Here is a 16,792-nt window from a genome sequence, read left to right as displayed (position 1 = left end):
GACTCTCCTTCGCATGCTCACGTTGGTCCCTTCGTGGTGGGAGTCGTAGGACTCGTCGGGCTGTCGTCGTGCGGTGCGGAGAGCCGACCGGCCGCCGTGCCCGGATCGGAGTCCGGGGTGAACCACGGCAGGGTCGAAGTCGGGGTGGGCTCGCTGCCCGGGGCGCCGAACCCCGGGAGACGCCGGGGCAACCGGGGCAGGCGCCGTCCCCGGCCGCGGGCTCCGCCGCCCGCCCTGCGCGGCCGTACCCGCTCCACCACCGCCATCCCGGCGCGGAACACCGCGGCCGGTACGACCAGGCAGACCAGGATCCAGAACAGGGTCACGCCCCAGGGCCGGCCCACGCCCCACGGCTGCTCGGCGAGGACCTTGCCGCCGTACTTGAGGGAGACGGTGTAGTCGCCGTGGGCCCCGGCCGCGAGCTCGACGGGCAGCCTGATCCGCGCCTTCTTGCCGGGCCCGAGGGTGCCGCGCCACTGCTGGTCGTCCCACTGCGGCGCGAACACGCCGTGCGAGGTACCGACCTGGAAGACGGGGTTCTTGATGGCGGAGGAGCCGGCGTTGCCGACGGTGAAGACCAGCGTGCGCGAGGGCGGGGCGCCGAACCACGTCAGCAGACCGCTCGCTCCCTCCAGCCGGGTGTCGGTCAGGACGGACAGCCGTCCGCCGGACGCCTCGGCAGGCAGCGGCTCGACGGCGTGCCCGGCGACCTGGAGCACCGCGTCGGCATCGGCCCTCGCCCCCGTCACGGTGGCGACGTGCACCACGCACGGGCACGGCACCGGCGGCTCGGCGACCGGCAGCTTCTTGCTGAAGCCGCCCCGGGCGTCGGTGGTGACGGCCCTGCCGTCGCCGTTGGCACAGGAGTTGGTGCCGCCGATCACTCCCCGGGACGGGGTGGCCTGCCCGCAGACCAGCATCATCAGCAGCGTGTGCGGCCGCCAGCCACTGCCGCTGACGGTGACCGAACCACCGGTTCCCGCCTGGGACCTGGAGAGCTTCACCGTCGGTCCGTCCGCCGCCGTCGCCGGGCCCGCGAGCGGCAGCGGGAGCAGCGCGAGCACCGCCACCAGCGCCGCCACCAGCACCGGGATCCGCACCTTGCCGCTCACGTCACCGCTCCCGTCGACTCGACTTCCGCGCACGGCGGTTCGGCTTCCGCCGCTTCCGCGCACGGCGGTTCGGCTTCCGCCGCTTCCGCGCACGGCGGTTCGGCCTCGGCCCCGGCCGTACGGCGCCTGCGCCGCCGTACGACGACCGCCGTGGCCGCCCCGGCCGCCAGGACGGACCCCCCTGCCACCACGCCCCAGGGCACGAACCGCACCGAGGCGCTCGCCACGCCCCGTGCCCCGCCCGAGGCCGTCACGGTCAGCCGTACGTCGACCGCGTCCAGCGCCGGACGGTCGTGCCACGGCTCGCTGAGCCGCAGCCGGCGGCCCGGGGACAGCCGGACGGGCAGGGTGCGCGGGGCGCGCTCCAGGACCCGGCCGAAGACCCCGTCCGCGCGCACCGCGAGTGTCGGTACGAGGACCGTCGTGCCCCGGTTGACCAGCTCGTACGTGATGCGGTCGGCGTGCACGGCCAGGTGCTCGACGGTGAGCGCGGACAGCGCGGGGCCGACGACACGGAGGTGGACCGGGACCGTCGCCGTACGGCCGTCACCGTCCCGCGCGGTGATGGTCCCGGTGCGGTCGCCGGGCGCGGCCCCCGTCGGGACGGCCACCGTGAACGGGACGTCGGCGCGGGTGCGGGCGGGGACGCGCACGCTCGGCTCGGCGAAGGTGACGCGGACGCCGGTGCCGCGCAGCCGTACCGTGACCGGCCTCGCGCCGCGGTTGGTCACGGCCACCGTGTCCTGCTGGACCGTCCCGGGCGCGCCCTCGGCGTAGAAGGACGGGCGTCCGCCGCCGGAGGGCGCGACGGACCATCCCCCAGGGGCTCCGAGCACGGGCAGGAGGGCCAGGACGGGCAGGAGGGACAGGCTCAGGACACGGGCGGCGGACGGCATCGGCGGCTCCAGCGGTCGGACCCGGGGGTTCAGCGGTCGTACCCGGGGTTCAGCGGCGTACGGCCTGGTTCCTCCGCGTCAGCCACAGCGCGCCCGCCGCGCCCGCGAGGAGGACCGTGCCGCCGAGCGTGCCGAGGGCGACGACCGAGTCCTCGGGGCCGGTCTTCGGGAGCCGGCCGCCGGAGTCGGTGCTGCTCTGGGACGAGGAACCGGAGGAACCCGAGGAACCCGAGGAGCCGGAGGAGCCGCCGGCCGCCGTCACGTCCAGGGTCAGGGACGGCTTGGGGCTGTTGGCCGGCGTGCAGGTCGTCGTCGTGCCGAGTGCCTTGATGGTGAGCACCCCCGCCGTGAAGGTGACCTTGCCGGACTTCTTCGGCGTGTAGGTGCCGCTCAAGTCATTGATCTTGATGGGCGTGTTGGCCGGGATCGCGGCCTGGTTGGCCGGGCCCGACACGGACAGCGTGCCGTTGTCGGCGCCGCCGAGCACGATGGTGGCGCTCGGGTTCATGGCGCCCTTGCCCAGCTCGACCGGGCTGGAGGACACGCCCTTCTGCCACGACATGGTGATCTTGTAGCCGCTGCCGCTCTTGACGCCCTTGATGTCGATGGGCGAGACGGCGCTCTTGTCACCGATGGGCGTCTTGCAGTGGTAGTTGACGTCGACGACGTCGGCGTGGGCCGCCGGGGCGGCCAGCAGGACCGCCGACCCGGCCAGGGCCGCGGCGGACACGAGCGCGGCGGTGCGTTTCGGGTACGACACGGTCCACCCCATTCCTGACGGTACATCAGATCGGCCGTCAAGGTACGCCGGGGGCCGTGAGGAAGGAAGACACGGAGCACGCCGGAGTTGTGGCGATCCGGCGTGCGCGAGAAGGGGTTCGGGTGGAGAAGGTAACCCTGGGTAACCCGGGGTGCGGCGGGTGCGGCGGGTCTACACGGGAGCGGCCAGCTCGGCCCAGACCGTCTTGCCGGACACGCCCGGTGTCCGTACGACCCCCCAGTCCAGGCACAGCCGCTGGACTATGAACATCCCGTGGCCGCCGGGGCGCCCGGCGCGGTGCGGGGTGCGCGGGGCCGGCTGGCCGGTGCCGCGGTCGGTGACCTCTATGCGGATCACCTTGTTGTCGCAGGCGAGGAACAGTTCCTCCGGGCCCTCGGCGTGCAGACAGGCGTTGGTGACCAGCTCGGAGACGACGAGCAGCACGTCCTCGGCAGCGGCCCGCTGGTCGGCGCCGGCGGCCGGCAGCCAGCCCCACGCGTACAGCGCCTGGCGGGCGAAGTCGCGGGCGAGCGGGACGACCCCGCTCTCGCCGTCCAGACGCAGCCTGCGGACCTGACGGCCCCGGAGTTCCCCCTCGGACGCCCCGGAAGCACCACTGGGCTCCGGGCCGCGGTCGCCCGGCGAGCAGGGCCGGGTGGTGCTCATCAGCGCTTCACCTCACCGATTCACCGATTCACCAGTTCACGATCACATGATTCACACGATTCACGTGATTCACACGATTAAGAAGTCCGTACCGGTCGGTACAGGTCAGTACGTACGTCGCACGCGGGACGTTCGCCGGTTCCATGGCACCGGCACCTGGGTTGGCATCCCGGAGGCCCGACGGGGCTCAGGATCTCTCCTGCCCGGCGGATCCGACGGAACACCCGTCTGTTCGGCGCAACCGGATCGCGGCGCGGCTCAGCCGGCCTCGTCGGCCAGGGCCGCCTCAAGGGAGTCGTGCACGGTGAAGACCGCATCCGCCCCCGTGATCTCGAACACACGAGCGACGACAGGCAGCATCGCCGCCAGATGCACCCCACCCCCGGCGGCCTCCGCCTTCAGGCGGGCCCCGAGCAGCACGTTCAGGCCCGTGGAGTCGCAGAACTCAAGCCGTGAGCAGTCCACGACGAGCCGCGAGAAGCCCCTGCCGAGGAGGTCGTCGAGCGGCTCTCGCAGCAGATCGGCCGTGTGGTGATCGAGCTCACCCGCCGGTGCCACCACGGCGCTGGAGCCCTCCTCCCGCACCTCCACTCGTAGCCGGCCCGACTGTGCACTGCCGACCGTCCCGCGGTCCATGCCGTCTCTCCCGAGGTCGCGCCTGCCCTACTCAACGTCCTCGAACACTACGCCTTCGCCACGCACTCCGACACCCGAACAACCTCTCATCATCGGACATACCGCCGTGAAACGCACTTGCGATGGGCTCGGGGAAGCGGGTAGGGCTAGTAGGGACACGCAAACCGACACGGCCGGCTTTGGAGGCGCCGCACACCGCAGTGCACGCACGGCTTCGGCAGCCTTATGCCGAGAACCATGGAGGACACCCATGTCACCCCGGCTCGACGCATCGCACACCCGGACGGCGACGTCGACACCCCCTCCGGAACAACTGGATCCCATCGACGGGCTCCCCGAGATCCCGCCGTACGACGAGGTCGGCCCGGTGGACGCGCGGGCCCTGTCCAAGACCCTCTTCGAGCGACTCGAATCGCTGGAGGAAGGCACGCACGAATACTCGTACGTGCGCAACACCCTCGTCGAACTCAACCTGGCGCTGGTCAAGTTCGCCGCCTCCCGCTTCCGCTCACGCAGCGAGCCGATGGAGGACATCATCCAGGTCGGCACCATCGGCCTGATCAAGGCGATCGACCGCTTCGAACTCTCCCGGGGCGTCGAGTTCCCGACCTTCGCGATGCCGACCATCATCGGCGAGATCAAGCGCTTCTTCCGCGACACCTCGTGGTCCGTGCGCGTCCCGCGCCGGCTGCAGGAACTGCGGATCGACCTGGCCAAGGCCGGTGACGAGCTGGCCCAGCGGCTGGACCGCGCGCCGACGGTGCCGGAACTGGCGGAGCGGCTCGGCATCTCGAACGACGAGGTGCTCGAAGGCATGGCCGCGTCCAACGCCTACACCGCCTCCTCGCTGGACGCCCAGCCCGAGGAGGACGACTCCGAGGGCGCGCTCGCGGACCGTATCGGCTACGAGGACCACGGGATCGAAGGCATCGAGTACGTCGAGTCGTTGAAGCCGCTGATCGCCGAACTCCCGTCCCGGGACCGGAAGATCCTCGCCCTGCGCTTCGTCGCGGGCCTGACCCAGTCGGAGATCGGCGACGAGCTCGGCATCTCGCAGATGCATGTGTCGCGGCTGCTGTCACGGACGTTGGTGCGACTGCGCAAGGGGCTGACGCTGGAGGAGTGAGCCGTGCAAGCGAGCCGTAGGCCGTGGCGGCAAGCCCTCCTGCTTCACAGGCACCTCATGGGTTACCCATGGAAACATCTTTCGCCGGAGAACCTCCTCCACCACTATGAACCCCCAAACCGGCTGGTACGTGCAAGGGACGTACCGGCCGCTCGGGGTGCACGGGGTACGAGGAGGCGCGGAAATGGCGCAGGCCGACGACGGCGACGACGAGGGCGCGAGGACACCGGACGCGCGCCTGACCGAGCAACTGCGCGCCGGCACGTCGACCGCCTACGCGGCGTTGCAGGAACTCCGTCGCCGCCACGGCCCCTCGGCCCTCGCCTACGCCCGCCTGTGCACGGCGAGCGAGTTGTCGGCCAGGCAACTGTCGGCGCAGGTGCTCACCACGGCGGCCAGGGAGACGGCACGCGGCGTGGAGCCACAGGTTCCGCTGCGCCACCAACTGCTGCTCCTGACGGCGAGGCTGGCCGAATCCTGGGCGAGGGACGAGCGCTCGGCCGGCCTGGACCCCGGACTCCTCCTGGTCCTGAACACGGGCCCGACCCCACCGATGCTGGCCGCGTTCCGCACCCTCACCTCCCGCACCCAGGGCCTGGTCTGGTACGGAATCGTGGAAGGGGAACGGGAGGACAGGACGGCCGCGTACCTCGGCCTCAGCCCCGAGGACGTCCTCTACGACACCCCCCATGCCCTCCAGTCCATGGCCAAGGCCTGTCTGCGGTCCCGACTGAACGCCTCCGACGACCCACGCTGCGCCGACTTCCGCCGCCTGATAGAGGAGGCGGTACGCCCGGACACCCCCCGGTACAGCGCCGACCTGCACGCGCACATGGCGCGCTGCGCCCACTGCACGGCGGCCCACGAGGACCTGACGGCCCTCCGGGACGCGCCGAGGGAGACGCTGGCGGAGGGCTTGCTGCCGTGGGCGGGAACACCGTACGTGAGGAACGACGAGGAGCCCCCCACTCGCCTGAACGCCCACTCCCTCCACCAGGGCCGGCGCCCCTCCCGCCGTGTGCTGCTGACGTCGGCCGCCCTGGGCGTGGCCCTGACCCCGCTGCTGGTTCTCCTCCTGTCCCCGACGGGATCACCGGAGCAGCGCTCGGCGGCGGCGACGGTACCCCCCACCACCCCGCCGGTCACGGTGACGACGACGACAACGGTCTCGGCATCCCCGTCACCGGCCAAGACCAAGTCCCCTTCCCCGAAGGCCAGTCCAAGCCACCAAAAGCCCCCGTCCCCCAAGCCGAAGCCAAAACCGAAACCGACCCCCACCCCGTCTCCCCCTCCGGCCCAGCCGCCGGGCAGCGCCTACGCCCAGGTGGTGAACGTCGCCACGGGCCGCTGCCTGGACGTCCGCGACGGCTACTTCGACAACGGCGTCGACGTCGTCACGGCCCCCTGCACGTCCTCCCCCACCCAGCGCTGGCGCGTCGACACCTACCGAGGCGTCCTCCAGAACTCCGCCGACACCGACTTCTGCCTGGACAGCCGCGGCTCCACCGACCGCGGCGTCGGCATCTGGACCTGCGACTCGGTCTGGGGCTCCAACGGCCAGAACCTCCGCTTCACCGTGGACACCGACGGGGTGATCCGTCCGAACATCGACATCGGGACGGCGGTCACGCCGAGCTGGGGCGACGGGGTGTCACTGGAGTCGTTGAGCGGGGGGTCGGAGCAGCGGTGGCGGGCGGGGGCGGGGTGACCGCGTCGGGTCTGTCGCCGACTCCGAACGCTCCTTCATAAGGTGGGAGAAGCATCGCTGACGCCGGCAGCGTCACGGGGCCTCATCCACCGCTTGACGAAGGAGCTGTGAGACACGCCATGGACCACGCCCTGCACTGGCAGAAGTCCACGTTCTCCGGCGGTGGCGAGGGCAACACCTGCGTCGAACTCGCCGCCACCCCCACCACCCTCCACCTCCGCGAAAGCGACGACCCCGCCACCGAACTCACCACCACAACAGCCGCTCTGGCCCACCTCATACGCGGCCTGAAAGCAGCTCCGTTCCCCACGATCAGCTGACCCCGGCCCGGACGGCCGCCTCCGGACATGGCCGGGCTCGGACGTACGGGATCCGTTGTCCGGCGCCGGGCAGGACGGAAGTCTGCTGGTCGTGACCACAACTGATGCTGTGAAGACCGTTCCGGCGCCGATCGTCCGTTCCTTCTCCCAACTCGCGGAGCTCGATCCCGACCGGCCCGTCGTGACCCTGTTCAGTGGGGGGCTCGACAGCTCGTATCTGCTGCTGAGGCTGCGCAGCATGGGGCTGCGTGACGTGCACGCGGTGAGCGTGGACATCGGGGAGGACGAGTCCGCAACCTACAAACGCCAGGTGGCCGAGGCGCTCGGGGCGAAGATCCACCTGCTCGACCGGCGTACCGAGTTCGCCGAGGGATACGTCGCCCCCGCCATCGCCGCACAGGCCGTCTACCTCGGCATCCATCCGGTGAGTTCCACGCTGAGCCGTCCGCTCATCGCGCACAGCGCGGTGGAGTTGGCGCGTTCCCTGGGCGCCCAGGCCGTCCTGCACACGGCCAACCGCTCGCAGAACACCCTGCGCCGGCTCAACGGCGCATTGCGTCTGCTCGGCTACGAGGGCGCGTACGGAAGTCCGTACGACCTCGACCCCGTCACCCGTGACGACAAGCTCACCGCCCTGCGCGCCGCCGGAGTGGACCTGCTCGCCGGGCGGATCGTGAGCGGCGACTCCAACCTGTGGTGCCGCGAGTTCGAGTCGGGCATCCTCGACGACCCCGAACGGCACGAGGTGCCGGAGGAGATGTACGCGTGGAGCCGGCCCACCGCCGCACCGGGCTCTTCGGACACCCTCACCGTCGCCTTCGAGCGCGGCCGCCCCGTTGCGCTGGATGGCCGGCACCTGCCGCTCACCGAGCTCATCGAGCGACTCAACCTGCGCGTCGGGGCGTACGGCCTGGGGCGCTACTCGGGGCTCGAACACCTCGACCACGGCGAGAAGGTCCTGGAGATCCGGGAGATGCCGGCCGCCTGGCTGCTGCTGAGCACCTACCGGCACATCGAAAGCGCCTGCCTCGACGCCGAACTCATCCGCGAGAAGCGGCACCTGGAGCAGGTGTGGGTGCGCGAGGCTCTGGAGGGTCGCTGGTTCGGCGAACTCCGGCTCGCTGCCCAGTCGTTCGTCGACACCAGCGCCCGGCGTACCAGCGGCAGCGTCACCTGGCGGCTGCGCACCGGAGGCGCCGACACCCGCTCCATCACCGCCGGCCGGCCGCTGTACCTGCGCACGCGGGAGGAGTGGGAGGAGGACGCGATCGCCGCCGAGTCCGCGCCCTTCGCGACGCTCCGCTCCGGCCCGTACCTCAGCGCGGCAGCGTAACCCGTCCGCTCTTCCCCACAGCCGCGTGACCAGCCTGCCCACCACCAGATGCTGACCGTCCCGCCCGCCTCTACCCATGCACGCACGGAGATTCGGAGTTCCACGATGACCACTGCTCTCGCCCACCCCGCCGCCACCGACGCCGTCGCCGCCCTGTCCGGACCCGGTGGGCACCTGATGCCGTCCGCCGCGCTGTCCTCGCTGATCGGCGTCGGCGCCGGTGACTGGGACCGGTTCGCCGCGCACTGGAACGACCTGGCCCTGGACACCTACATGGCCGACGGGGGGACGTACCGCTTCCGCCGTTACGGCCAGTTCGATCTGAACCCGGACTCCGGCGAACTGACGCTGCTGCCGCACGCTCCGTACCGGCAGGAGACGGACGTCAATCCGCTCAACGGTGGAATCGAGCGCTTCTTCGATCCGCTGACGGAGCCCTTCGTCGCCGACCCGCTGCTGCGCTCCGTTCTGGTAGCGCTCGGCCGGATCTTCACCGAGGCCGACGACCATGGCACCCGGCGCTGGAACATCAAGCTGCACCCGTACCGGATCAGCGCCTCCACCGAGCAGGAGGGCCAGCCCGCGCCCGAGGGCCGCCACCGCGACGGCGTCACCTTCATCACCTCGCTGCTGATCGACCGCGTCAACGTCACCGGCGGCGAGAGCGGCGTCTACGCCGACTCCGGCGCCCGCCTGCTCACGACTACCCTGTCCGAGCCCGGCGACCTGCTGCTGGGCGACGACCGCCGCACGCTGCACTCGGTGACCCCGGTGCGCCCGGTGGACCCGGAGCTGCCCGCCCACCGCGACGTGCTGGTGATCGCCTACACCGCGCGCTGACGCGGCGCAGCCCACTCGCCCACCACCCCACGCCTTCGCAGAGGTTTCCCAGAGGAGTACCCATGAGCGTCACCGCGGCCCGCAGTGGCCGGCTGACCGATCTTCCCGTCTTGCTGGTCGCGGTGGTGTGGGGCTCCAGCTACCTCGCCGCCAAGGGGATCACCACGGCGCAGACCGTACTGGCCGTACTGGTACTGCGCTTCGCCGTGGCGCTCCCCGTGCTTGTGGCCGCCGGGTGGCGGCGGCTGCGCGCGCTGAGCGCCGTACAGATACGCGGCGCGGGGCTGCTGGGGCTGATCCTCGCCGGGATCTTCCTGCTGGAGACATACGGCGTGGTGCACACCTCGGCGACGAACGCCGGGCTGATCATCAGCCTCACCATGGTGTTCACGCCGCTCGCCGAGAGCCGGGTGCGGGGGGTGCGGCTGCCGGGTTCCTTCATGGCGGCCGCGGGTCTGTCGGTGCTCGGCGTGGCGCTGCTGACCCAGGGGGCCGGGTTCACCGCACCGTCCACCGGTGACCTGCTCATGCTCGGGGCCGCGGTCGCCCGTACCGTGCACGTCCTCGCCATGGCCCGCATGGAATCCGTGCGCGGCGCGGACGCACTGTCGCTGACCACGGTCCAACTCGGCGGCGCGGTCGTCGTGTTCGCCCTGCTGGCGGCGGTGCCGGGAACGGGCGCCGCGCCGTGGGCCACCGCGGCCGACTTCGGGGCCGGGGACTGGCTGGGGCTGCTGTATCTGTCGGTGTTCTGCACGTTGTTCGCCTTCTTCGTGCAGATGTGGGCGGTGCGGCGGACCTCACCGTCCCGGGTGAGCCTGCTGCTGGGTACCGAGCCGGTGTGGGCCGCGGTCGCGGGCATCGCCCTGGCCGGAGACCGGCCGGGGTGGCTGGGGCTGGTGGGAGCGGTGCTGGTCCTCGCCGGTACGGCGTGGGGGCGGACGGTGGCCGACCGGGAGCGGGGGGAGCGTACGGACACAGCCGGTGCGGAGACGGTCGGCGCGCAGGGCTCCGCCAGTCCAGAGGCCGCTGCCGCCTCTTCCGCTACGACGGGGACCTGAGCCGGGAATCCCCCGTCAGTCGTCCAGCCAGCCCAGCCGTACCGCGCACGCACCGGCCTGGAAGCGGCTTGCCGCGCCCAGGCGTTCGGTGAGTTCGGAGACGAGGCGGCGGACCGTGCGCTCGGAGATGCCGAGCTTGCGGGCCATCGCCTCGTCGGTGAGTCCGCCCGCCAGCATCCGCAGCACCTCGCGGTGCCGGCCCTCGGGACGCCACTCCCCATCGGCGCCGGACGCCGCGTCCGTCAGCACGTTCGCCGCCGCCCAGCTGTGCTCGAAAATCTCCCGGAACACTCCGACCAGCGTCGCGCCCCGCAGGATCACCGCGGCGATCTCGCCGTCGTCCGACGGCGGCGCGGGCACGATGGCCGTCGCCCGGTCCACCACGATCAGCCGCAGCGGCAGCGTGTGCGCGGTGCGCACCTGCGCCCCCGCCGCGTTCAGCCTGCGCAGATACGACGCCATGTGCGGTACGGCCGCCGCCGCCTCAAGATGCACGGTCCGCATCCGCACCCCACGCCCGAGCGCGGCCAGGTCCCGTTCCAGACCCGCCTCCACCATCTCGGCGGGCAGCGCGCGCCCGGGGTGCAGCGACAGCACCTCCTCCTCGACGCGCCGCCCCACGTCCTCCAGCGCGGCGGAGACGTTCGCGGCACCGGTGACCACTTCCATCCGTACGGTGAGCAGTTCGCGCGCGTGCACGGGCTGGAAGTCCGCGAGCACCCGCGCCACCGCGGACCGCGTCTGCTGTATGGCGGCGAGCAGCGTGGCGGTGTTCCGTTCCTCCTCCGTCAGGAGATCGCGCAGGGCGGTGCCGGGCGACAGGGCCGTCCAGCCGTTGTGGTTGTCCGGCGCCGGCACGAACAGCCTGAGCCGGGTGAGGAGTTGCAGCGCCTCGGCGAGATCGGTGCCGCTCCAGCCGTACTCCCCCGTCACGGCCTCCGGACACCAGGCCGCGTCGTCGAGCGCGATGCGGTACAGCTCCTGGGCACGCCCCCGCACATCCACGGAACCCCCCATTCCGGTCAGCTCTGGCGCACCCGTCCACGGCCCGCCACCGGATGGATCTTAGAAAGGCGCGCCTGACCTGGCCAGACGTGGTCCGTCATCCGGACGCGCACCCCGCATGCGGCAGCCAGTGGATACAGCGGACCGCCGCCTGCGAGCCGTCCGGGCCTGGCCATGACCGGTCCCGGAACCCCGTCAGCCATAGCCGACGGTGACCGGTCCGCCACATCCTGGCTTCACACCCCACCTACAACTCGGAGGTTTCCGTGCCCGCCATGACGCCCGAGCCCGTGTCCGCCACGCCCGCGTATCTCTTCCCGCACGGCCTGCACCGCCGTACCGCCCGGCTCCGCGTGCTCCTGCCCGTGGCGGCGGCCGCGCTGCTGTTCGGTACCGCAGCCACGGGCCCGACGGACTCCGGGACGACGACCGTCGCCTCCGACTCGAGCGACTCCCTCATCTGGGGCTGACCGTCGTGCCGACACCGGAAGTCGCTGTCGTCGCCCCGCTGACCGGAGCTCTCACGACCGCGGGAGCGGTCCTCCTCGCCGAGGTGGACCGGATCCGTACCGTGGCTCCGGGGGCGGCCGACTGGCACGTGCACCACGAGACCCTGGGCATCGGGGACACCATCTCCGCAAGCGGCTACACGGCGGTCGTCGGCCACGCCGACCCGGCGGTGGCCGCCGATGCCCTGCCGACCTACGAACAGGCGGGCCTCGCATGCCTGTTGCCCTTCGTGCCGGGCCGCAACCCCGCGGTGACCTGGGCACCCGCCGAGGGCGGCCTCATCCGCATGCTCCACGACAGCACCCTCGCGTTGGGCGCAACGGCCCTGACCGTGATGTACACGGAGGGCGAGGCGAGGCGGGCCGAACGACTGGTGGCGCTGGCCCATGGGGCGGGTCTCGCGGTGACGGCGGAGGCCATGCCGCCCGTGGACGCGCACCTCGCCGGAGCAGTCGTCCCCGGCGCCGTGCTCGCCGTACTCGCGCCGCAGGACCGGCTGCCCCCGCTGCTGCGGGCGCTGTCGCGGGTGGCCGGTGCGGGTGAGGGCGGCGGGTACCGGGCGGTGCTGGTCGCGGCCGACTGCGGGCTGACGTCCTTCGCCACACTGGCCGTGGCGGCACGGGGGCTGCCGGTGTGGGCCGTGCACGCGGAGCTGTGCCTGGTGCGCCGAGCCCGGGTGGCCGTGATCGCGCTGGCCGACGCCCTGACGCGGGCACCGGCCCTGCGGGGGCCGCGTCTGGCCGCGGACGTCAGGGCCCGCTCGGCGCACCTGCTCGGCTCGGGCGGCGGCGTGCTCGGCGAGAGCCTGCGTGTGTCACGGCTGTCGGCGGTGTGCCCGGTCCGCGTGGCAGCGGATCAGGACACCACCGGCGTCCTGCCGCTCGCCCAGGCACCGCTCATCGCCTGACCGGGCCGGCTCAGACCACCCGCGCCCCTCGCCGCCAGACCGCCTCGACCAGCGGCACGCCCGGCCGGTAGGCCAAGTGCACGTGGCTCGGGGCGTCGAGAAGGATCAGGTCGGCGCGGGCGCCCTGGGTGAGGCGGCCGATGTCGTCGCGGCGCAGCGCCGCCGCCCCGCCCGCCGTGGCCGACCACACCGCCTCGTCCGGCGTCATCCCCATGTCCCGTACCGCCAGCGCGACGCAGAAGGGGACCGAGGAGGTGAAGGACGAGCCCGGGTTGCAGTCCGTCGACAGGGCGACCGTGACGCCCGCGTCCAGGAGGCGGCGGGCGTTCGGCCACTCGGCGCGGGTGGAGAACTCGGCGCCGGGGAGCAGCGTGGCGACCGTACGGCCGCTCGCCAGGGCGTCCACGTCCGCGTCCGTGAGGTGGGTGCAGTGGTCGGCGCTGGCCGCGTCCAGTTCGACGGCCAGCTGCACGCCGGGGCCGTAGGAGAGCTGGTTGGCGTGGATGCGGGGGTGGAGGCCCTTGGCCCTGCCCGCGGTGAGGATCGCCCTCGCCTGGTCGCCGTCGAAGGCGCCCTTCTCGCAGAAGACGTCGATCCAGCGGGCGTACGGCGCGCAGGCGTCGAGCATCTCACCGGTGACCAGGGCCACGTACGCGGCCGGGTCCTCGGCGTAGTCGGGCGAGACGATGTGGGCGCCGAGGTAGGTGACCTCGTCCGTGTGGGCGGAGGCGATGCGCAGGGCGCGGGACTCGTCGGCGACCGTCAGGCCGTAGCCGGACTTCGTCTCGAAGGTCGTCGTGCCCTGGCGAAGGGCCTCGCTCAGGTAACGGGTGAGGTTCGCCTCCAGGGCCTCGTCCGTCGCCGCCCGCGTCGCCGCGACCGTCGTGCGGATGCCGCCCGCGCTGTACGCCCGCCCCGACATGCGGGCGTTGAACTCCTGCGTGCGGTCGCCCGCGAAGACCAGGTGGGAGTGGGAGTCGACGAAGCCCGGGAGGACCGCGCGGCCGCCGGCGTCGACCCGATTGTCAGTGGCGGGTGCTTTGCTGGATTCACCGGTCCACGCGATGCGGTCGCCGTCGATGACGACGGCCGCGTCCTGGATCAGACCGAGGGGAGAGCCGTCGCCGAGGGAGGGATCGTTGGTGACCAGCGTGGCGATGTTGGTGATGACGGTGCTGCTGCTCATGGTGTCCTCAGGGATGACGGTGGGATTCAGCCGCGCAGGGCTTCGACGGCGCCTGCCAGCGCTGACGGCACGTCCGGTACGAGCGTGTGGGCGCCGTCCCGCACGACATGACGGCCGCCCACGATCGTGTGACGCACGTCCGCCGCGGTCGCAGCGAATACGGCCGTCTCGGCGCCCAGTCTGGGCAGCGGCCCGGCCGTCCTGACCGAGTCGAGGGAGATCGTCGTCAGATCGGCGAGCGCACCGGTCCCGATCGTGCCGGCCTCGTCCCAGCCCAGGGCGGCGTGACCGTCGGCCGAAGCCGCGCGCAGCAGTGCCGCTGCTGTCCAGTGGCCCCGGGCGCGGGTGCGCAGCCGCTCGTTGAGCTCCATCGCGCGTGCCTCTTCGAGCAGGTCGATGACGGCGTGGCTGTCTGAGCCGAGGGAGAGCGGGGAGCCCGCGCGCTGGAGGGCGACCGCGGGTCCGATGCCGTCCGCCAGGTCGCGTTCCGTCGTCGGGCACATGCAGGTGCCGGTCCCCGAGCCGCCGAGCAGCGCGATGTCCTCGTCCGTGAGGTGCGTGTTGTGGACGCCCGTGGTGCGCGGGCCGAGGACACCGTGGTCGGCGAGGAGCCGGGTGGGCGTGCAGCCGTGCGTCTCCATGCAGGCGTCGTTCTCGGCGGTCTGCTCGGACAGGTGCACATGGAGCGGGGCCCGCCGCTCCTCGGCCCACCGCGCCACCGTCGCCAGCTCCCGCGCGGGCACGGCCCGTACGGAGTGGATCGCCGCTCCGATCCGTGCGTGATCGCGTTCCTTGAGAACTGAACAGCGTTCGGCCCAGGCCTCCGCGCTTCCGTCGGAGAAGCGCAGCTGGTGGGTGTTGGGCGGCTGTCCGAAGCCGGAGGACAGGTAGGCGGTGTCGAGGAGGGTGATGCGGATTCCGGCTTCGGCGGCGGCCGCGATGAGCGCCTCGCCCATCGCGTTCGGGTCGGCGTACGGGGTGCCGCCGGGCGCGTGGTGCACGTAGTGGAACTCGCCGACCGAGGTGACACCGGCCAGCGCCATCTCCGCGTACACGGCGCGGGCGAGCGCGTGGTACGTGTCCGGGGTCAGCCTGTCGGCGAACGAGTACATGACCTCGCGCCAGGTCCAGAAGGTGCCGGAACCGACCTGGACGGTGCCGCGCAGCGCGCGGTGGAAGGCGTGGCTGTGGGCGTTGGCGAGCCCGGGCAGGGTGAGGCCGCGGAGGATCTCGGCGCCGGGGGGCGGGGTGGGCACATCGGTGCGCACGGCGGTGATGCGGCCGTCCGCACCCGCGGCGGAGCCGCTGATCGACACCGTGACGGCCACGCCCGGCTCGACGTGGGTGTCGAGCCAGGCGTGCTCCAGCCAATAGGTCCGTGTGGTCACCTGCAGGCCAGCCCTTCCAGTACGTCGGCGAGCGCGGTCACCCCGGCCTCGCAGTCGTCCTCGGCCGCGAACTCGGCCGGGGAGTGCGAGACACCGGTGGGGTTGCGCACGAACAGCATGGCGGTCGGAATGCTCCCGGAGAGGATTCCGGCGTCGTGTCCGGCACCGGTTCCCAGGACGGGCACCGTGAGGCCGGTGTCCGTGCCGAGGATGCGGGCCAGTTCGTCGCGCAGGGCGTGGTCGAACTCGACGACCGGCGTGAAGGACTCGCGGACGACGTCGAGGTCGATGCCGTGTGCGGCGGCGTACTCGCGGGCCGCCTTCTCCACACCCGTGACGACGGTGTCGAGGGTCTCCTGGTCGGCGGCGCGGGAGTCGAGCCATCCGCGCACCAGGGAGGGGATGGCGTTGACGCCGTTCGGCTCGACGGCGATCTTGCCGAAGGTGGCGACGGCACCGGCGAGTTCGGCCTCGCGGCGGGCGGCGAGGACGGTCTCGGCGTACGACAGCATGGGGTCGCGGCGGTCCACGAGCCGGGTCGTGCCGGCGTGGTTGGCCTCGCCCCGGAAGTCGAACCGCCAGCGGCCGTGCGGCCAGATGGCGCTGGCGATGCCGACCCGGTCGCCGGACAGGTCCAGTGCCCGGCCCTGCTCGACGTGGAGTTCGACGAAGGCGCCGATGCGGGCGAGCCGCTCCTGGTCCGGCCCGATGGCGTCGGGGTCGTGACCGGCGGCCTCCATGGCCTTCGGGAGGCTGATCCCGTCGCCGTCGGTGAGCCGGTGGGCCTGCTCGACGGTGAGCTGTCCCGCGGTGAGCCGCGACCCGACACAGGCGAGCCCGAACCGGGCGCCTTCTTCGTCGCCGAAGTTCACGATGGCGAGGGGCCTGGTGAACTGTGCTCCCCTCGACCGCAGTTCATCGAGAGCGGCGAAGGAGGACACGACCCCGAGGGGCCCGTCGAAGGCCCCGCCGTCCGGCACGGAGTCCAGATGCGACCCGGTGACGACGGCGTCGCCCGCGGTCGGGTCGCCGAGCCAGGCCCACTGGTTGCCGTTCCGGTCGACCTCGTACGCGAGCCCGCGCACCTCGGCCTGCTCCTTGAACCAGGCCCGGCAGTCACCGTCGGCACCGGTCCAGGCGTAGCGCCGGTAGCCGCCGGAATCGGGGTGCCGTCCGATGGGCAACAGCTCACGCCACATGTCATGGAACGAGCCCGCAGTCATCACAGGCTGTGGGCAGTCGTTCCGCAGGGCGGAACGGGTGGGCACAGCCGAAGCGGCAGACGGCGACGAGAGCTCAGCCCCCACCGGACCGCTGCCGCTCGGCTCAGCAGAACGC

Annotated in this window: 17 protein-coding genes; 8 read left to right on the top strand and 9 right to left on the bottom strand. The window is 72.3% G+C overall.

Features of this window, described 5'->3' with window-relative positions; all coding sequences use genetic code 11:
- Positions 1 to 17: 17 nt before the first annotated feature.
- From ACIPSA_RS17725 to ACIPSA_RS17705, 5 genes are all read right to left on the bottom strand, one after another.
- Positions 18 to 1,112 (bottom strand): hypothetical protein, encoded by a 1,095-nt coding sequence (locus tag ACIPSA_RS17725; RefSeq protein ID WP_402635275.1) that lies wholly within the window; start codon positions 1,110 to 1,112, stop codon positions 18 to 20.
- Positions 1,109 to 2,008 carry a hypothetical protein gene (locus ACIPSA_RS17720; RefSeq protein ID WP_402635272.1) on the bottom strand — a complete coding sequence of 300 codons (900 nt, stop codon included), beginning with the start codon at positions 2,006 to 2,008 and terminating at the stop codon, positions 1,109 to 1,111. The genes ACIPSA_RS17725 and ACIPSA_RS17720 overlap by 4 nt, the downstream gene beginning before the upstream one ends.
- Positions 2,009 to 2,057: 49 nt before the next feature.
- On the bottom strand, positions 2,058 to 2,768 hold the full coding sequence (locus tag ACIPSA_RS17715; RefSeq protein WP_402635269.1) for an LPXTG cell wall anchor domain-containing protein: 711 nt from the start codon (positions 2,766 to 2,768) through the stop codon (positions 2,058 to 2,060).
- A gap of 171 nt (positions 2,769 to 2,939) precedes the next feature.
- Complete coding sequence (locus ACIPSA_RS17710; RefSeq protein ID WP_402635266.1) at positions 2,940 to 3,434, bottom strand: ATP-binding protein; 495 nt, start codon at positions 3,432 to 3,434, stop codon at positions 2,940 to 2,942.
- 258 nt (positions 3,435 to 3,692) lie between these two features.
- Entirely contained in the window at positions 3,693 to 4,070 is a 378-nt protein-coding gene (locus ACIPSA_RS17705; RefSeq protein WP_402635263.1) for an STAS domain-containing protein, read from the bottom strand.
- Between the two features lie 250 nt (positions 4,071 to 4,320).
- Here ACIPSA_RS17705 and ACIPSA_RS17700 point away from each other — a divergent pair, with 250 nt between their 5' ends.
- From ACIPSA_RS17700 to ACIPSA_RS17675, 6 genes are all read left to right on the top strand, one after another.
- Positions 4,321 to 5,196, top strand: a complete 876-nt coding sequence (locus tag ACIPSA_RS17700; RefSeq protein ID WP_402635260.1) for an RNA polymerase sigma factor SigF — start codon at positions 4,321 to 4,323, stop codon at positions 5,194 to 5,196.
- Positions 5,197 to 5,380: 184 nt separating this feature from the next.
- Positions 5,381 to 6,904 carry a ricin-type beta-trefoil lectin domain protein gene (locus tag ACIPSA_RS17695; RefSeq protein WP_402635257.1) on the top strand — a complete coding sequence of 508 codons (1,524 nt, stop codon included), beginning with the start codon at positions 5,381 to 5,383 and terminating at the stop codon, positions 6,902 to 6,904.
- Positions 6,905 to 7,023: 119 nt separating this feature from the next.
- The gene (locus tag ACIPSA_RS17690; RefSeq protein WP_402635254.1) at positions 7,024 to 7,224 is read left to right on the top strand and encodes a DUF397 domain-containing protein; all 201 of its coding nucleotides are present in this window, start codon (positions 7,024 to 7,026) and stop codon (positions 7,222 to 7,224) included.
- Between the two features lie 109 nt (positions 7,225 to 7,333).
- Positions 7,334 to 8,557 (top strand): argininosuccinate synthase-related protein, encoded by a 1,224-nt coding sequence (locus tag ACIPSA_RS17685; protein WP_402635251.1) that lies wholly within the window; start codon positions 7,334 to 7,336, stop codon positions 8,555 to 8,557.
- A gap of 105 nt (positions 8,558 to 8,662) precedes the next feature.
- Entirely contained in the window at positions 8,663 to 9,397 is a 735-nt protein-coding gene (locus ACIPSA_RS17680) for a 2OG-Fe dioxygenase family protein (protein WP_402635248.1), read from the top strand.
- A gap of 62 nt (positions 9,398 to 9,459) precedes the next feature.
- Positions 9,460 to 10,458: a DMT family transporter gene (locus ACIPSA_RS17675; RefSeq protein WP_402635245.1), complete on the top strand. Its 999-nt coding sequence runs from the start codon at positions 9,460 to 9,462 to the stop codon at positions 10,456 to 10,458.
- A 15-nt stretch (positions 10,459 to 10,473) separates the two neighbouring features.
- On the opposite strand, the gene ACIPSA_RS17670 is transcribed toward ACIPSA_RS17675, so the two are convergent.
- Positions 10,474 to 11,463: a LuxR C-terminal-related transcriptional regulator gene (locus tag ACIPSA_RS17670; protein ID WP_402635242.1), complete on the bottom strand. Its 990-nt coding sequence runs from the start codon at positions 11,461 to 11,463 to the stop codon at positions 10,474 to 10,476.
- 275 nt (positions 11,464 to 11,738) lie between these two features.
- On the opposite strand from ACIPSA_RS17670, the gene ACIPSA_RS17665 reads away from it, so the two are divergent.
- Both ACIPSA_RS17665 and ACIPSA_RS17660 read left to right on the top strand, forming a co-directional pair.
- Positions 11,739 to 11,933 (top strand): hypothetical protein, encoded by a 195-nt coding sequence (locus ACIPSA_RS17665; RefSeq protein ID WP_402635239.1) that lies wholly within the window; start codon positions 11,739 to 11,741, stop codon positions 11,931 to 11,933.
- 5 nt (positions 11,934 to 11,938) lie between these two features.
- The gene (locus tag ACIPSA_RS17660; protein ID WP_402635236.1) at positions 11,939 to 12,880 is read left to right on the top strand and encodes a hypothetical protein; all 942 of its coding nucleotides are present in this window, start codon (positions 11,939 to 11,941) and stop codon (positions 12,878 to 12,880) included.
- Between the two features lie 10 nt (positions 12,881 to 12,890).
- Here the strand turns inward: ACIPSA_RS17660 and hutI are convergent, their stop codons facing one another.
- Genes hutI through ACIPSA_RS17645 form a run of 3 tightly spaced genes read right to left on the bottom strand, consistent with a single transcriptional unit; the run spans position 12,891 to position 16,677 of the window.
- Complete coding sequence (gene hutI, locus ACIPSA_RS17655; RefSeq protein ID WP_402635234.1) at positions 12,891 to 14,066, bottom strand: imidazolonepropionase; 1,176 nt, start codon at positions 14,064 to 14,066, stop codon at positions 12,891 to 12,893.
- A 26-nt stretch (positions 14,067 to 14,092) separates the two neighbouring features.
- Positions 14,093 to 15,454: a formimidoylglutamate deiminase gene (locus ACIPSA_RS17650; protein ID WP_402635231.1), complete on the bottom strand. Its 1,362-nt coding sequence runs from the start codon at positions 15,452 to 15,454 to the stop codon at positions 14,093 to 14,095.
- On the bottom strand, positions 15,451 to 16,677 hold the full coding sequence (locus tag ACIPSA_RS17645; RefSeq protein WP_402635228.1) for an allantoate amidohydrolase: 1,227 nt from the start codon (positions 16,675 to 16,677) through the stop codon (positions 15,451 to 15,453). Before ACIPSA_RS17645 ends, ACIPSA_RS17650 begins: the two co-directional genes overlap by 4 nt.
- Positions 16,678 to 16,792: the final 115 nt, after the last annotated feature.

The sequence above is a fragment of the Streptomyces sp. NPDC086549 genome (assembly GCF_044746205.1).
In the GTDB taxonomy this organism is placed as follows: Bacteria; Actinomycetota; Actinomycetes; order Streptomycetales; family Streptomycetaceae; genus Streptomyces.
This window is presented reverse-complemented; position numbering and strand designations above follow the sequence as displayed.